Origin of the sequence: Nonomuraea sp. NPDC050394 (assembly GCF_044459065.1) — a bacterium.
Classification (GTDB): domain Bacteria; phylum Actinomycetota; class Actinomycetes; order Streptosporangiales; family Streptosporangiaceae; genus Nonomuraea.
The window spans coordinates 411,233-426,611 of record NZ_JBITIO010000007.1; the positions used below are offsets into that span (position 1 = coordinate 411,233).

The 15,379-nt window shown below is 71.9% G+C and carries 10 protein-coding genes; 5 read left to right on the plus strand and 5 right to left on the minus strand.

Annotated features, from left to right (window positions below; translation table 11 throughout):
* Positions 1-298: 298 nt before the first annotated feature.
* Positions 299-1,870 (plus strand): hypothetical protein, encoded by a 1,572-nt coding sequence (locus tag ACIBKY_RS28465; protein ID WP_397101117.1) that lies wholly within the window; start codon positions 299-301, stop codon positions 1,868-1,870.
* 3 nt (positions 1,871-1,873) lie between these two features.
* Here the strand turns inward: ACIBKY_RS28465 and ACIBKY_RS28470 are convergent, their stop codons facing one another.
* Positions 1,874-3,115, minus strand: a complete 1,242-nt coding sequence (locus ACIBKY_RS28470; RefSeq protein ID WP_397101119.1) for a cytochrome P450 — start codon at positions 3,113-3,115, stop codon at positions 1,874-1,876.
* A 228-nt stretch (positions 3,116-3,343) separates the two neighbouring features.
* Here ACIBKY_RS28470 and ACIBKY_RS28475 point away from each other — a divergent pair, with 228 nt between their 5' ends.
* Positions 3,344-4,339, plus strand: coding sequence for a methyltransferase domain-containing protein (locus ACIBKY_RS28475; protein WP_397101121.1), 996 nt, complete (start codon positions 3,344-3,346; stop codon positions 4,337-4,339).
* 60 nt (positions 4,340-4,399) lie between these two features.
* On the plus strand, positions 4,400-5,605 hold the full coding sequence (locus ACIBKY_RS28480) for a beta-ketoacyl-[acyl-carrier-protein] synthase family protein (protein ID WP_397101123.1): 1,206 nt from the start codon (positions 4,400-4,402) through the stop codon (positions 5,603-5,605).
* 10 nt (positions 5,606-5,615) lie between these two features.
* Here the strand turns inward: ACIBKY_RS28480 and ACIBKY_RS28485 are convergent, their stop codons facing one another.
* The 3 genes from ACIBKY_RS28485 to ACIBKY_RS28495 form a co-directional block, all read right to left on the minus strand.
* Positions 5,616-6,452: an alpha/beta fold hydrolase gene (locus ACIBKY_RS28485; RefSeq protein WP_397101125.1), complete on the minus strand. Its 837-nt coding sequence runs from the start codon at positions 6,450-6,452 to the stop codon at positions 5,616-5,618.
* Between the two features lie 502 nt (positions 6,453-6,954).
* Positions 6,955-8,208 carry a cytochrome P450 gene (locus ACIBKY_RS28490; RefSeq protein ID WP_397101127.1) on the minus strand — a complete coding sequence of 418 codons (1,254 nt, stop codon included), beginning with the start codon at positions 8,206-8,208 and terminating at the stop codon, positions 6,955-6,957.
* Between the two features lie 75 nt (positions 8,209-8,283).
* Entirely contained in the window at positions 8,284-8,640 is a 357-nt protein-coding gene (locus tag ACIBKY_RS28495) for a hypothetical protein (RefSeq protein ID WP_397101129.1), read from the minus strand.
* 100 nt (positions 8,641-8,740) lie between these two features.
* Between ACIBKY_RS28495 and ACIBKY_RS28500 the strand changes: the two genes are divergently transcribed.
* Positions 8,741-12,145, plus strand: a complete 3,405-nt coding sequence (locus ACIBKY_RS28500) for a helix-turn-helix domain-containing protein (RefSeq protein ID WP_397101131.1) — start codon at positions 8,741-8,743, stop codon at positions 12,143-12,145.
* Here the strand turns inward: ACIBKY_RS28500 and ACIBKY_RS28505 are convergent.
* Positions 12,115-13,674 carry a GMC family oxidoreductase gene (locus tag ACIBKY_RS28505; protein ID WP_397101133.1) on the minus strand — a complete coding sequence of 520 codons (1,560 nt, stop codon included), beginning with the start codon at positions 13,672-13,674 and terminating at the stop codon, positions 12,115-12,117. The genes ACIBKY_RS28500 and ACIBKY_RS28505 overlap by 31 nt on opposite strands.
* A 148-nt stretch (positions 13,675-13,822) precedes the next feature.
* On the opposite strand from ACIBKY_RS28505, the gene ACIBKY_RS28510 reads away from it, so the two are divergent.
* Positions 13,823-15,358: a long-chain fatty acid--CoA ligase gene (locus ACIBKY_RS28510; RefSeq protein ID WP_397101135.1), complete on the plus strand. Its 1,536-nt coding sequence runs from the start codon at positions 13,823-13,825 to the stop codon at positions 15,356-15,358.
* Positions 15,359-15,379: the final 21 nt, after the last annotated feature.

The window sequence follows — 15,379 nt, forward strand, 5'->3', positions numbered from 1 at the left end:
TGCGTCTAATCCGGACATAACCTCGGGAGGTACGGCAGCAATGGCAACGGAGAATTCCGGAGCACCACACTTGCCGCCATCCTGGCCCGAGGTGCCCACGTCCTGGCCGGAGGCTCGCGACGAGGTGCCGACCTCATGGCCGGAGGCGGGACCACCGCCGCAGCCCACCTGGCCGGAACCACCGCAGCGTGACCCGCTCGGCGGCAGGGATCCCCTGGTGGATCCTCGTGACCCCTTGGGTGATCTGTCGGGTGGCAGACGGGGCCGGGACGCACAGGGAATGAGAGACCAGCAGAGCATGCGTGATCAGCAGGGTATGCGTGAGCAGCCTCCCGTCCGGGATCCGCTGCCCGCCTGGTCCGACGCCCCCGCCCCCGCTCCTTGGCCGGAGACCGCGCAGCCCGGCGGCGCCCACTCCGCCCCGCAGAACCCTCCGGCGCGGCAGAGCCCGTCCGCGCAGAGCCCGTCCGCGCAGGGCCCTTCGGCGCAGGGCTTTTCGGCGCAGCAGAGCCCGGGGCAGCAGGTGTGGCCGGAGATGCCGCCGCCCGCCGACGGGGCGTGGTCGAACCTGTCCAGTCCCGCCCCGTGGCCCCCGGCCGGACCGCCGCAGAAGGACCCGTGGCCCCCGGCCGCGCCGCCGCCGGTGGACGCCCAGCCCGACCCGCGCGCCTGGCAGCAGGACGGCCGCCCCGAGGCAGCGGCCTGGCAGCCGGACGCACGCACGGACGCCCCGGGGTGGCAGCCGGACGGGCGTGGCGGGGAGACTCCGGGATGGCAGCCCGAGGGGCAGCAGGATCAGCGGTCCGCGCCCAAGGGCGACCCCATGGACCGGACGATCACCTACAACGAGGCCTACCCCACTCCGGCCGCCCCGCCACAGCAGCCGGATGCACGGCAGCAGCCGGATGAGCGACAAGGGCCGGATGATGAGCGGCAAGGGCCGGATGAGCACGGCCGGCAGGGGCAGCACGCCCGGCCGGGCTCCAACCTGAGCCGCGACCCGTCCGACCCCGACCGCCCGTTCGTCACCGCCGGCCAGATCAGCGGCTCGCGCACCCCTCCGCCCGAGCGCCAGCAGGAGCTCTGGAACACCGTCTTCGGCGACAACTACCAGGAGATCGGCGACGACGGCAAGGAGTCGCTCGACGAGCCGGGCAAGCCGGTGTGGCTGTTCGCGCTGGCCGCCTCGGTCGCGGTGGCCCTGGTGATCGCGCTGGTGTGGGCGTTCGTCGCGGGACCGCTGGCCAGCGAGAGCGAGCCCACGGATCCGCCCGCCGCCAAGCCCCAGGCCAGCGGCAAGCCCACGCCCACCAAGCCGTCCACCACGATCGGCCCGCTGAAGCGCTTCCCCGGCAAGGCGGCCCCGGTCATGGGCGTGGTCCCCGACCAGCAGGCCGGCATCTCGGTGCCCCGCCTGGGCGGCACCTGGCTGCTCGACCAGCGGCCCCTGGTGAAGACCACCTACGGCTACGACACCCGCCAGTACGTCCAGGTCGGCACCGACACCTACGCCAACCTGATGACCGGCCCGCTCCCCCAGCGCCTGGCCGCCTCCTACACCTCCAAGGACGACCTGGAGCCGGTGATCAAGCAGGTCGTGCTGAGCGCCCGCAAGCGCTTCTTCCCCGAGGACAACAAGGTCAGGAAGATCGCCCAGCAGCCGCTCAAGATCAACGGCTCGACCGGCCGCCTGATCGCCTACGAGCTGACCTCCGGCACCGGCAAGGCCACGATCGTGACCGCGGCGATCAACACGGCCAACGAGCTGCCGGCCATCGTCTACATGTCCATCCCCGGCGACGCCAGGCGGCTCCTGCCCGACATCAACACCGTCGTCAAGCAGATCAAGGTGACCAACCCGGCCCCCTGACCCTCAGAACGTGCACTCCATGTGCTTGATGCCGTTGATGAAGCTGGAGTGCAGCCGGTCCGGGTGACCGGCCTCCAGCTGGGGGACGCGGCGCAGCAGTTCGCGCAGCATCACGGTGATCTCCCGGCGGGCCAGGTGGGCGCCCAGGCAGAAGTGGGGGCCGGGCCCGCCGTACCCGACGTGGGGGTTGGGGTCGCGGGTGATGTCGAAGGCGTACGGGTCGGCGAAGACGCGCTCGTCGCGGTTGGCGGCCCAGTAGAACAGGACGACCTTCTCGCCCTCGCGGTACAGGTTGCCGTTCATCTCGTGGTCGCGGGTGACCTTGCGGCGCATGAAGTTCACCGGTGAGGCCAGGCGGACGATCTCCTCGACGGCGCCGGGCAGGCGGGCCTCGGTGTCCTCCAGGAGGAGGGCGCGCTGGGCGGGGTGGTTGGAGAGCAGGCGCATGCCGTACGAGATGGCGTTGCGGGTGGTCTCGTTGCCGGCCACGACCAGGAGGATGAAGAAGGAGCCGAGCTCCTGCAGCGTCAGCCGCTCGCCGTCGAGGTTGGCGTTGACCAGGGCGGAGATGAGGTCGCCCGTGGGGTTGTCCGTGCGGTGGGCGGCGAGGTCCTGGACGAGCTGCTGGAGTTCCATGCCGGCGTTGAGCAGGCGTTCGGCGACCTTGGTCAGGTCGTCTCCCGCGTACTCGGGATCGAAGCCGCCGAGGATCTGGTTCGAGCGCTCGAAGATGAACTGGTAGTCCTTCTCCGGGATGCCCATCATGTCGCAGATGATCTTCAGCGGTAGGCGGGCGGCGACCTCGGTGACGAAGTCGCAGCCGGAGCCGGTGACGAGGAGGTCGTCGACGATCTGGGCGGCGGCGGTCTCCACGTCGGCCTCGAACTGCTTGATCATCTTGGGCGTGAAGGCCCGGGAGACGATGCGGCGCAGGCGGGCGTGGCGCGGGTCGTCCATGTTGATCATCGAGCCGAAGTACTCGGCGAACTCCGGGGGCATGTCGGGGATGTTCGTGGCCCCGCCCCTGCCCGAGCTGAACACCTCCGGGTTACGGCTGGCCTCCAGGATGTCGGCGTGCCTGACGAGCGCGTGGTAGCCGATGCCCTTGGGGGCGAAGGACACCTCCATCTCCTCGAAGAAGGCGGGGGTGTCCCGTGCGCGCAGCGTGTCGAAGGCCGCTTCCCGCTCGGCCATGGGCCTGGCCCAGAAGTGCTGGTCCGACAGATCGAAGTCGAGGGCGCTCATACGCCCATAATTCGAGAAAGCGCCTACTTACGTCAATACTTTGGACGTACACCGTACGTATGCCCTGGAAAATCGATGGCCGGCCGTCCGCGGGCCCGATAGCGTCGGGCGTATGAACTTCTTCTTCCTGCGTTAGCGACCCGTCGGCGGGCACGCGGCTCGTGACCCACCGCCGGCGATGCGGGACGGCTCCACGCCCTCCCGATTCGCGACGTGGGAGAAGGACACGTGCATACCCTTGCCGTGGCCAGGTCGGTGCACGGCATCGAACACCTGGTCGCCGCGGAGATCCGTCATGCCGGGCTGGGCGTCGTGCGCGAGGTGCGGCACCGGGAGGTCTGGTTCGAGGTCACGGGGCCGGGGGCGCTGGAGCTCCGCCTGGCCGACGACGTACTGCTCGTGGGAGCCGTGGTCGACGGCGTCGGGCCCCGCCGTGACGCGTTGCGCCGCCTGGCCTCGGCCGCCGCGGGCGTCGACGTCCGCGCCGTCGCCGCCGGGGGCCCGCCCGAACCCGGCGAGCGTTCTCGCGGTGTGGAGGTGTCGGCCTCGTTCCTGGGGCGGCGCGCCTACAACCGCTACGACATCGAGGACGCGGTCGGGCCCATGCTCGGCCGCCCCTATCACTCGCGGCGCGACGGCCGGGTGCCTCCGGCCGGCGCCGCGTCGTGGCGGGTGACGGTCGAGGGCGAGCGGGCCGTGATCGCCCTGCGGGCGGGCGCCCGTCCGCTGCACCGCCGTGCGTACAAGGTGCGCTCGGTGCCGGGGACGCTGCATCCGCCGCTGGCCGCCGCCATGGCGTACCTGGCCGAGCCGAAGGGGCTGGTGATCGATCCGTGCTGTGGCGCGGGCACCACGCTCATCGAGGCCGCCGCCCTCGCGCCGGAGGCCCGCACGCTCGGGTTCGACCGTTGTGGTGAGGCGATCGCGGCGGCCGCCGCCAACGGTCCGTGCCTGGCGTGGGCGCGCGCCGACGCGGGGCGCGTCCCGCTGCACTCGGGGAGCGTGGACCGCGTGCTGGTCAACCCGCCCTGGCAGCGGCAGGTACGGCTGGCCGGGTCCGGTCACCGGCTCTGGGCGGAGCTGCGCCGGGTGCTGGCCGACGGAGGGCGGGTGGTGGCGCTGGTGCCTGAGGTGCCGCGCGGCTGGGCCGTACTGACAAGAGTGGATATTTCGCTTTTTGGGCGGCATCCCATCCTGGCCATCATGACTCCGGACAAATCCTGATCACGGTTTTGGTGGGCGGGGGACATCCGGGCCGGGTCCGGCGGCTGGCAGCGTGGACACATGAGCGAGGTCGTGATCACTGGGCTCGGGGCGGTGACGCCGCTGGGTGGCGATGTTCCCTCGACGTGGGCGGGGCTGCTGGCCGGCCGGTCGGGGGTGGTGGCGCTGCGGGAGACCTGGGCGGAGCCGTTGCCCGCGCGGATCGCGGGCCGGCTGACCGTGGATCCGGCCGCGCTCCTGGGGCGGCAGCAGGCCCGCCGCCTCGACCGCTGCGAGCAGATCGCGCTGCTCGCCGCCCGTCAGGCCTGGGCGGACGCGGGGCGTCCCGAGGTCGATCCCGAACGGCTGGCGGTCGTGATCGGCACCGGCACCGGCGGCGTCACGACCCTCCTGGACCAGGACGACGTGCTGGAGAAGGAGGGTGTGCGCCGTGTGTCGCCGCACACCCTGCCCATGCTCATGCCGAACGGCCCGGCCGGCTGGGTGAGCATCGAACTCGGCGCGCGGGCCGGCGCCCACGCCCCGGTGAGTGCCTGCGCGGCCGGAGCGGAGGCGATCGCCGCCGGAGCCGACCTGATCCGGCTGGGACGCGCGGACGTCGTCGTCGCCGGCGGCACTGAGGCCTGCGTGCACCCGCTGACGCTCGCCGCCTTCGCCCAGGCCAAGGCGGTCTCGACCCGCAACGACCGGCCCGAGCGGGCCTCGCGGCCCTTCGACGCGGACCGCGACGGGTTCGTGCTGGCCGAGGGAGCCGCGGTCGTGGTCCTGGAACGGGCCGGGTGGCGCGACGGCGCGGCGCTGGCCCGCCTGGCCGGGTACGGGATCACCGCCAACGCCGAGCACATCACCGCCTCCCAGCTCGACGGCCAGGCACGGGCGATGCGCATCGCGCTGCGCGAGGCGGGGCTGCCGGGCGGGGACGTGACGCACGTCCAGGCGCACGCCACCTCGACCCCCGACGGCGACGTGGTCGAGGCCGCCGCGATCGTCCGGGCCGTGGGCGGGCATCCGGCGGTGACCGCGATCAAGTCGATGACGGGACACCTGTGCGGGGCCTCAGGCGCGTTCGCGACCGTGGCGGCGGTGCTGGCCATGCGCGACGGCCGCATCCCCGCCACCCGCAACCTGGACCACCTGGACTCCCGCGTCGGCCTGGACGTGGTCACCGGCACACCCCGCCACTGGCTGCCCGGACCCTCGATGGTGAACGCGTTCGGCTTCGGCGGCCACAACGTGAGCCTGCTGCTCACCCCGGCCACAACGTGAGCCCTGCTGCTCACCCCAGCCAGTCGAGGATCCGCGCGTTGACCTCGCGAGGCTTCTCCAGGTGCAGGAAGTGCCCGGCGCCCTCGACGATCTCCGCCCGCGACCCCTCCGGCAGGACGCTCGCCACGTCCGCCACCAGGTCGGCGCCGAGGCAGCCGTCCTGGGCGCCGTGCAGGTACAGCACGGGGCGTACCGGGCCTTCTGTCGCGGCGGCCTGCTCGGCGGCGTACCGGCCGGAGGGCGGGGTGGTGCCGAGCATGGCCCGGTAGTAGCCGATGGCGGCGGCCAGGTTGGCCGGCTCGCCCAGGCTCTGCTTCAGGAAGGCGAGGTCCTCGGTGGCGTCGTGGCCGGGCGACCAGTCCTTCCACAGCCCGTCGAGGAACCCGGGCGCCGACGCCGCGGTCTCGGCCAGCGCCGTCTGGAACAGGAAGATGTAGAAGGACCGCTTGAGCTGCTCGTAGGTGAAGAACGTGCCGAGCAGCCACTTCGTCGGAGGTACGGCGAGCGCCACCGACCTGCGGAAGCGCTCGGTGGTGCCGTAGACCGGGTAGGTGCCCCAGTCGTGGCCGATGATGACCGCGTTCTCGTCGCCGCCCAGCTCCTCGTGCAGGGCGTTGGCGTCGGCCACCAGGGCGCCCAGCTCGTAGCCTTCCGTGACCTCGGTGGGGGCGTAGCCGCGCATGAAGGGGGCGACGGCGCGGTAGCCGCGCTCGGCCAGCTCGGGCATCAGGTGCCGCCAGGTGTGCGCGGTGTCGGGGAAGCCGTGCATGCACAGGGCCAGAGGCCCGTCACCCAATGCGAGGTAAGCGAACTCCACACCGTTGGCGTGGATATTCCTGATCTCCATGCGCGGAAACCTAGTGCCCTCTCCGCCCCCCGTCCATCAACCACCCCACCCGACCCCGCCCGACCCCGCCCGGCACAGCCCGACCCGGCACAGCCCGGCACAGCCCGGCACAGCCCGGCACAGCCCGGCCCGACCCGGCACGGCACGGCACGGCACCGGAGCGGCGTCACACAGGCGCGCGAGCTTTTGGGCGCGGACCGCCGTGGGCTTCCGGAGGGATCACCGGCGGAGCGGGCCGGCCACGGCGGTTGCCGTTCAGGGACGGGCACCGGCCAAGCGGGTGTGCCACGGCCGGTTCCGGGCTCGCGCGGCAGAGGGGCGCGGCTCAGCGGGTCGAGCGCACCGCCGTGAGACCCAAGGCCGCCTGCGAAGAGGGTGGGCGCGCCGTCCGCCATGGGGTGTGTGAGCGCCGCCTGCCAAGAGGGTGTGCGCCGCCTGCCATGGGGCGTGTGAGCGCCGCGGCTCGTTGGGCGGGTGTGTGCCCGGGTGATCGGGGATTGTGTCAGGTGGTGTAGCGGAGGTGTTTTATGCCGTTGATGAAGTTGGACAGGAGGAAGTCGGGTTCGCCCTCGGACTTGATGGCGGGCAGGCGGGTGAGGAGTTCGCGGAACATCACGGTCATCTCGCGCTTGGCCAGGTGGGCGCCCAGGCAGTAGTGGGGGCCGGGGCCGCCGAAGCCGACGTGCGGGTTGGGGTCGCGGGTGATGTCGAAGGTGTCCGGGTCGGTGAAGACCGCCTCGTCCCGGTTGGCGGAGTTGTAGAACAGCAACACCTTGTCGCCCTGGTTGTACCGCATGCCGTTCATCTCGACGTCCCGTGTCAGCGTGCGGCGGAACTGGATGACCGGCGTCGAGTACCGGACGATCTCGTCACAGGCCCTGGCGATGCGGCCGTCGAAGTCGGCCATGAGGTGTTCGCGCTGGCCGGGATGGTCGGTGAAGAGCTTCAGCCCGTACGCGATGGCGTTACGGGTGGTCTCGCTGCCGGCCACCACCAGGAGGATGAAGAAGGAGCCGAGTTCCTGGGAGGTGAGGCGTTCTTCGCCGTTGACCAGGAGGCTCACCAGGTCGCCCGTGGGGTGTTCGCGGCGCTGGTCGCCGAGGCGGGCGGCGAGGCGGTTCAGGCTGTAACCGGCGTGGAGGAGCTTGCCGAGGCCGCGGGCGACGTTCATGCGCTTGAAGTCGGGCTCGATGCCCGTGTACTCGGCGTCGGTGTTGCCGAGGATGATGTTGGTCCGCCGCAGCACCATGTCATGAAATTTCGCGGGGATGCCCATCATGTCGCAGATGACGCGTACGGGGAGCCTGGCGGCGATCTGCTCGACGAAGTCACCCGGGCCCTTCGCGATGGCGTCGTCCACGATCTCGGCGGCCGCCCTGGCCAGGTCCTCCTCCATCTTGGAGAGGATGCGCGGAGTGAAGGCGCGCGAGACGACCCTGCGTAACCTGGCGTGCCTGGGGTCGTCCATGTTGATCATCGAGCCGAAGTACACGGCCAGCCAGCGCGGCATGTCCGGGATGCTGTTGGAGCAGGGCTCGCTGCTGAACACGGCCGCGTTGCGGCTGGCCTCGGTGACGTCGGCGTGGCGTACCAGGGCGTAGTAGCCGGGGCCGCCGCCGATGAAGGGCACGTGGTTCTCGCGGACGAACACCGGGCGCTCAAGCCCGCGCAGCTGACGGAAGGCGTCCATGCGCTCGGCTTGCGGTAAGGCCCAGAACGGTATCTGCGACAGGTCGATGTCGGATGTCGCCGTCATGTCTCCCAAGAGTTGCGCAAGCAATCACTTACGTCAAGACCGGCGCCGCCCCCGCGACGCCGGCCGGAACGCGCGTCAGCAGCCGTCGAGGTACGTCTTGCCCTCGGTCCACACGGAGTCGTCGAAGTCGTGCGCGTACACGCCCAGGGTGGCGTCAACGGGGTGATTGCTCGCGTTCCTCCAGAGCCGGCCCGACTGACGCTCCTTGAGCCGCAGCTGCGAGCCCTGGATCCGGAAGGTGATGTCGGTGTTCTGCGAGGTGCGGTTGTAGACCCACACACACGCCCCGGCGGGGACCGTGCGGACCTGGCAGCCGTTGTTCCAGCCCATGGCGGGCGCCTTGCAGCGGAACGCCTTGTCGTCCGACGCCAGGGCCGGCGCCCCGCCCACCGCGAGGGCCGCGGTCAGGACCAGCAGAGCGTTCTTGATCATGAGGTTTCTCCTCTCGTTGCGTAGCGAGATGGCTACGCTGTGCGATGCCTCCACTGTCGGCGGGGCGGTGCGGCGATGGGGAGGGGTTGACCGTTTCCCGATGGATGGGCGACGCCAGGAAACGACCGCGTTCGGCGCGGAACTACGCAGGTGGCGCACGCTTCGCGGGCTCTCGCTGACCACGCTGGCCGAGCGGGTGCACTACAGCAAGGGCTACCTGAGCAAGATCGAGAACGGCGGCAAGCGGCCCACGCCCGAGCTGGCGCGCGCCTGCGACCGCGCACTCGAAGCCGACGGCGCCCTGGTACGGCTGGCCCCGCCCAGAACCGCCGGCGGCGACGAATGCCCCTACCCGGGTCTCGACGCCTTCGGCCCCGGCAGCGCCCACTGGTTCTTCGGCCGGGAGGAGGCGACCGCCGAGCTGACCATGCGGCTGGCCGCCAGGATGGACGGCGGCGGCCCGCTCGTGGTGGTGGCGCCGTCGGGAGCGGGCAAGTCCTCGCTGCTCGGCGCCGGCCTGGTGCCCGCGCTGGCCCGCGGCGCGCTGCCCCGTGCGGGTTCCAGCGAGTGGCCGGTCGTTCTGTTCACCCCGACCGCCCGGCCCATGGCCCGCCTGGCGGAGATCCTCGGCACGGACGGCCCGCTCGTCCTGGTGGCCGACCAGTTCGAGGAGGCGTTCACGCTCTGCCGCGACGACGCCGAACGCGACCTGTTCGTCCGCACGCTCAACGAGCTGGCCGTCTCCGGCCGGGCGCTCGTCGTGCTGGGCCTGCGCGCCGACTACTACGGTCACCTGCTCACCCACCCCGAGCTGGTGGCGGCGCTGCGCGGCGGCCAGCTCGCGCTCGCGCCGCTGACCGAGCGGCAGTTGCGCGCCGCCATCACCGAACCCGCCAAGGCCGTGGGCCTGAGCCTCGAACCCGGGCTCGCCGACCTGCTTCTGCGCGACGGCGGCGAGCCCGGCACGCTGCCGCTGCTGGCCCACGCCCTGCGCGCGCTGTGGCAGCAGCGCGAGGGCGACATGCTCACCGTGGCCGGCTACCACCGCGCCGGCGGCATCCACGGCGCGGTCGCCACCACCGCCGAGGACCTCTACGCCGGCTTCGACGACGACGCGCGCGAGGTGGCCAGACGCCTGCTGCTTCGGCTGGTGCAGCTCGACCCCGACGGCGGCCAGACCCGCCGCCGGGTCCCGCTCGGCCTGATCTCACCCGCCTGGCGGCCGGTCCTGGACGCGCTGGTCGGCGCCCGCCTGCTGACGGCCGACGAGAGCGAGGTGTCGATCGCCCACGAGGCGCTGCTGGGCGCCTGGCCGAGGCTGCGCGACTGGATCGAGACCGACCGCGCGGGCCTGCAGACCCGGCGCAGGCTGGGCGAGGCGGCCCTGGCGTGGCGGCAGGCGGGCGACGACGCCTCGTTCACCTACCGGGGCGCCTCGCTGGCGGTGGCGCGCGAGTGGGCGGCCGCGCGTCCCGACGAGCTCGGCCCGCTGGAGGCGGAGTTCGTGCGCGCGGGCGAGCACGAGGAGCGGCGTGCCGCGAGGAGGCTGCGCCGCCTGGTCGCGGCGCGCACCGCGCTGGTGGTCGTCACGGCCATGACGGCCGGCGTGGTGGTCTGGCAGGTCGGCGATGCCAGGGCCGAACGCGACGAGACGCTCTCGCGGCAGGTGGCCGCGGTCGCCGGTTCCGTGCGCCCGGGAAACGCGCCGCTGGCGGCGGGCCTGGCGCTGGCGGCGTGGCGGCGGGCCGAGACCCCCGAGTCGCTGGGCGCGCTGCTCGGCTCCAGCGGCTTCCCCGCCGGAAGCCGGTCGCGCGCGGGCGCGGGGCGGGTGACGGTCATGGCCGCCGGCGCGGACGGCGCCGCCGTGGTGACGGGCGACTCGGCGGGTGAGGTGTGGCTGCGCCGTACCGGAGACTCCGCGGTACGGCTGGCCTGGAACCTCGGCCGGATCACCGCGGCGGCCTTCCGCCGGGACGGGCGGGTCGTGGCGGTCGGCGGCGAGAAGGGCGTGCGGGTCTGGCGGGTCGATGGTCCCGCGCCGATCGCCACCCACGCGGCTGCCGGCGTCACCTTCGTGGGCTTCGACGGAGAGGCCGTGGTGGCGAGTTCCGGCGAGGAGACGCTGACCTGGAAGAGCGCCACACCGGAGCGCTCCAAGCGCACGGACCGGCTCGTCGGCCTGACGCCGGACGGCCCGATCGGCACCGGCAGGCGAGGAACGCTCTTCGCCCTCAGCCCCGACCACGCCACCCTCGCCGCCGCGGACGGCGACCGGCTGTGGCTGGTCGAACGCGAGTCCGGCCGGGCCCGGGAGCTGCCGACCACCGGCGGCTTCATCTACTCGCTGGCCTTCAGCCCCGACGGCAGGCAGGTCGCCGCGGGCACGAGCGCGCCCGGGGTGCGCCTGTGGAACACCGCCGACGGCGCGCTCCTCACCGACCTCCCCCACCCGGCAGAGGTACGGGCGCTGGCCTACGGCGGCCGGGACCTGCTGGCCGGGGTGGCCGACGGGGAGGTCTTCCGCTGGGCGATGCCCCTGCCCGCCCCGCGCGCCCACCCCGGCGAGGTCGCGGCGGTTACCTCGGACGAGCGGATCATGGCGACCGGCGGCGAGGACGGCGACGTCGGCCTGTGGACACTCGACGGCGCCCCGCTCGGCCGGGCCAAGGAGCATGATCGCCAGGTCAACAACCTCGTCCTGGCCGGCGGGCTGATGGCCTCGGCGAGCGACGACGACACGGTCGGCGTCTGGGACGTCACCCGGCCGGGTGGCCCGCGCCTGCTCGGCCGGTTCACCGGGCACGACACCGACGTGGTCGGCGCCGCCCTGAGCCAGGACGGCCGGATCGGCGCGAGCGTCTGCGAGAACGGGCACGTGCTCCTGTGGGACCCGGCCACCGGGAAGCGGCTGGGCGAGCTGCCCGGCGTCGACGGCGTCACCGACGTGATCCTCAGGGAGGACCTGCTGGCCGTCGGCGACGCGGAGAACAACGTGCAGATCTGGGACGTCGGCCACCCCGACGCGCCCAAGCGGGTCAGGGTGCTCAAGGGCCACACCGGCTACTCCGACGACCTCGACTGGCATCCGGGCGGCCGGTACCTGGCCAGCGCCGGGCACGACGGCGCCGCGCTGGTGTGGGACCTGTCGCGTGCCGAGGACACGCCCGTGGCCCGGCTGACCGGCCACACCGGGATCGTCAGGAGCGTCTCGTTCGACGCCGCGGGCGAACGCCTGGCCACGATCGGCACCGACGGGACGTTGCGCCTGTGGGAGCGGCACCGGCTCCGGGCGGTCTGGCCGACCGCGGGCGCCGCGCTGCGCTTCCTGCCCGGCGGGCGGCTGGTCTCCGGTGACCACGACGGCCTGCTCCACCGGTGGACGCTGGCTCCGGAGCCGGTGGCCGCGCGCATCTGCGCGCTCGACTCCACTCCCGTCAGCGCGAGGGAGTGGAGCCGGTACGTCTCCGACGGCTCCTACGCCCCGGTGTGCCCCGCGCGCGACTGAAGGATCAGGTCGGCGCCCTTCTCGCCGATCATGACGGCGGGAGCGTGGGTGTGGCCCCGGTTGAGCGTCGGCATGATCGAGACGTCCACGACGCGCAGCCCTTCCAGCCCGCGCACCCTGAGCGCGGGGTCGACGACGGATTCGGCGTCGGTTCCCATCCGGCAGGTGCCGACCGGGTGGTAGAGCGTCTCGCCGCGCTCGCGTACCCACTGGGCCAGTTCTTCGTCGCTCTCCGGCGCCCAGTAGGGCGCCATGGGCCCGCCCGCGTAGGGGCGCATCGCCGCGGTGGTGAACACCTGCTTGGCCGCCTTCAGCCCGGCGACCAGGCGCTTCACGTCGGCCTCCTGGGTGAGGTACCCGGGGTCGATGGCCACCTCGCGCCCGCTCAGCGAGACCCGCCCCCGGCTTTCGGGCTGCAGCAGCACGACGCCGACGGTCAGCCCGTGGCCGGCCGGCGGGGTGAGGCCGTGGTCGATGAACGGGCCGGGCGCGAAGATCAGCTCGATGTCCGGCGCCGGCTCCTCCGGCGAGGTCTTGATGAAGGCGACCGCCTCCCCCACGTTCGTGGTGAGCATGCCGGAGCGCAGCACGATGTAGCGGACCAGCTGCACCAGCGACTCGGCCTTGACCAGCGTGACGGGCTGTTTGGACTCGACGTAGACACCGCTGGACAGGTGGTCCTGAAGGTTTCTGCCGACCTCGGGCAGGTCGTGGACGAGCTCCACCCCGGCCTCGCGCAGGTCCTCCGCCGTGCCCACGCCCGAGCGCAGCAGCAGGTACGGCGAGCCGATCGCCCCCGCCGACAGGACGACCTCCCGCCTGGCCGACACCCGCACCCCGCCGTGCTCGACCCCGACGGCCCGGTTGCCGTCGAACACCACGCGGTCCACGGTCGCGCCGGTGAGCACGGTGAGGTTGGGCCGCTTGAGCGCCGGGCGCAGGTAGGCGTCGGCCGAGCTCCAGCGGCGGCCGCGGTCCTGGGTGACCGGGGTGGGGCTGTAGCCCTCGTTGACACGCTCGTTCAGCTCGCCGAGGCGGCGCATGCCGAGCTCCTGGCAGGCCTTGAGGAAGGCGGCGGTGGTGACGTTGGGGCTGCGCAGCTCGGAGATGTGGAGCGGTCCCGCGGTGCCGTACACGCCGCCGTTGTTGCTGCCGACGCGGTGCTCGGCCTTCTTGAAGTACGGCAGGACGTCGTTGAAGCCCCAGCCGGGGACGCCCCACTGGTCGTAGTCGGCCGCGCAGCCGCGTACCCACATCTGGGCGTTGAGCGAGGAGGAGCCGCCGATGACCCGCCCGCGCGGCCAGTAGAGCTCGCGCCCGGCCATCTCGGCCTGTTTGGTGGTGGTGTAGTTCCAGTCGTACTCGGTCTTGAACAGCGCCTTGAACCCGGCCGGCATCCGGATCTCGAGCTTGTCGTCCTGGCCGCCGGCCTCGACCAGCGCCACGGTCACGCCCGGATCGGCCGACAGCCTGTTGGCCAGGACGCACCCGGCCGAGCCCGCTCCGACGACCACGTAGTCGTACTCCATGACCCCTCCGAACGGTAAGTAACCTGGTACTTGCCTACCCCAGGGGACAGATCCCGTCCATATGCAGTTGTGACCTCAGTTACCTACCGGTCGGTATGCATCGCCTGCTTAGATGGCGGCAAGCCGGCCCGAGGGAGGAAGCTCTTCCATGCTCAACTTGTCGATCGTCCTGGAGGACAGCGCGAGGAACGCGCCAGACAAGACGGCCATCGTCTTCGGCGACATGCGACTGCCGTACTCGATGGTCGACAACGTGGCCAACCAAGTGGCCAATCTGCTGGTTTCACGGGGCATCGGCAAGGGGGACAAGGTCGCGCTGGCCTGTCCGAACCTGCCCTATTTCTCCTTCATCTACTTCGGCATCCTCAAGGCCGGCGCCACCGTGGTGCCGCTGAGCGTGCTGCTCCAGGGCAGGGAGATCGCCTACCACCTCGCCGACAGCGACGCCAAGGCGCTGTTCTGCTTCGAGGGGACGCCCGAGCTGCCGCTGGGCGCGCGGGGCAAGGCCGGGTTCGAGGCCACCGAGGGCTGCGAGCACTTCTTCGTGCTGCCCGCCACGGCGCTGGCGACCGAGTCGGAGCACGGCGAGTCGATCTGGGCGGCGCTGGGCGGCATGTCCAGCGAGTTCGCCACCGTGCAGACGGCGCCGGACGACACCGCGGTGATCCTCTACACCTCCGGCACCACCGGCCAGCCCAAGGGCGCCGAGCTGAGCCACCAGAACATGCTGCTCAACACTATGGTCTGCGACAAGATGTTCCCCAGGAGCGACGGGGGCGACGTCTACCTGGGCGTGCTGCCGCTGTTCCACTCCTTCGGCCAGACCGTCATCCAGAACACCGGCTTCCTGCGCGGCGCCACGATGGTGCTGCTCCCCCGCTTCGATCCGGGCGACGCGCTGGCGATCATGCGCAAGGAAGGCGTGACGTTCTTCGCCGGCGTGCCGACCATGTACTGGGCCATGCTCACGAAGATCCACGCCGACGGCGCCGAGGTGCCGACCACGCTGAACGTGGCGGTCGCCGGCGGCGCCGCCTCGCCCCTTGAGGTGCTCAACGACTTCGAGAAGACGTTCGGCATCGGCATCCTTGAGGGCTACGGCCTGTCGGAGACCTCTCCCGTGGCCAGCTTCAACCAGCTCGGACGGCCCACCAAGCCGGGCACGATCGGCACGCCCATCTGGGGCGTGGAGATGAAGCTCATCGACGCCGACTGGAACACGGTCGGGGGCGAGGGCCCCGGCGAGATCGCCATCCGCGGCCACAACATCATGAAGGGCTACTACAACCGGCCCGAGGCCACGGCCGAGGTGATGAACGACGGCTGGTTCCGCACCGGCGACATCGCCACCCGCGACGCCGACGGCTACTACTCCATCTTCGACCGGGCCAAGGACATGATCATCCGGGGTGGCTTCAACGTCTACCCGCGCGAGGTCGAAGAGGTCCTCATGTCCCACCCGGACGTCTCGCTGGTGGCCGTTCTCGGCGTGCCGCACGAGTCGCACGGCGAGGAGATCAAGGCGTACGTCATCCGCTCGGCCGGCTCGACCATCACCGAGGACGAGCTGATCTCCTGGTCGAAGGAGAACATGGCGGCCTACAAGTACCCGCGCAGTGTCGAGTTCCGCGACGAGCTGCCCATGACCGCCTCCGGAAAGATCCTCAAGCGCGAACTGCGCTGACCCACCGGCCCGTACGGCTCG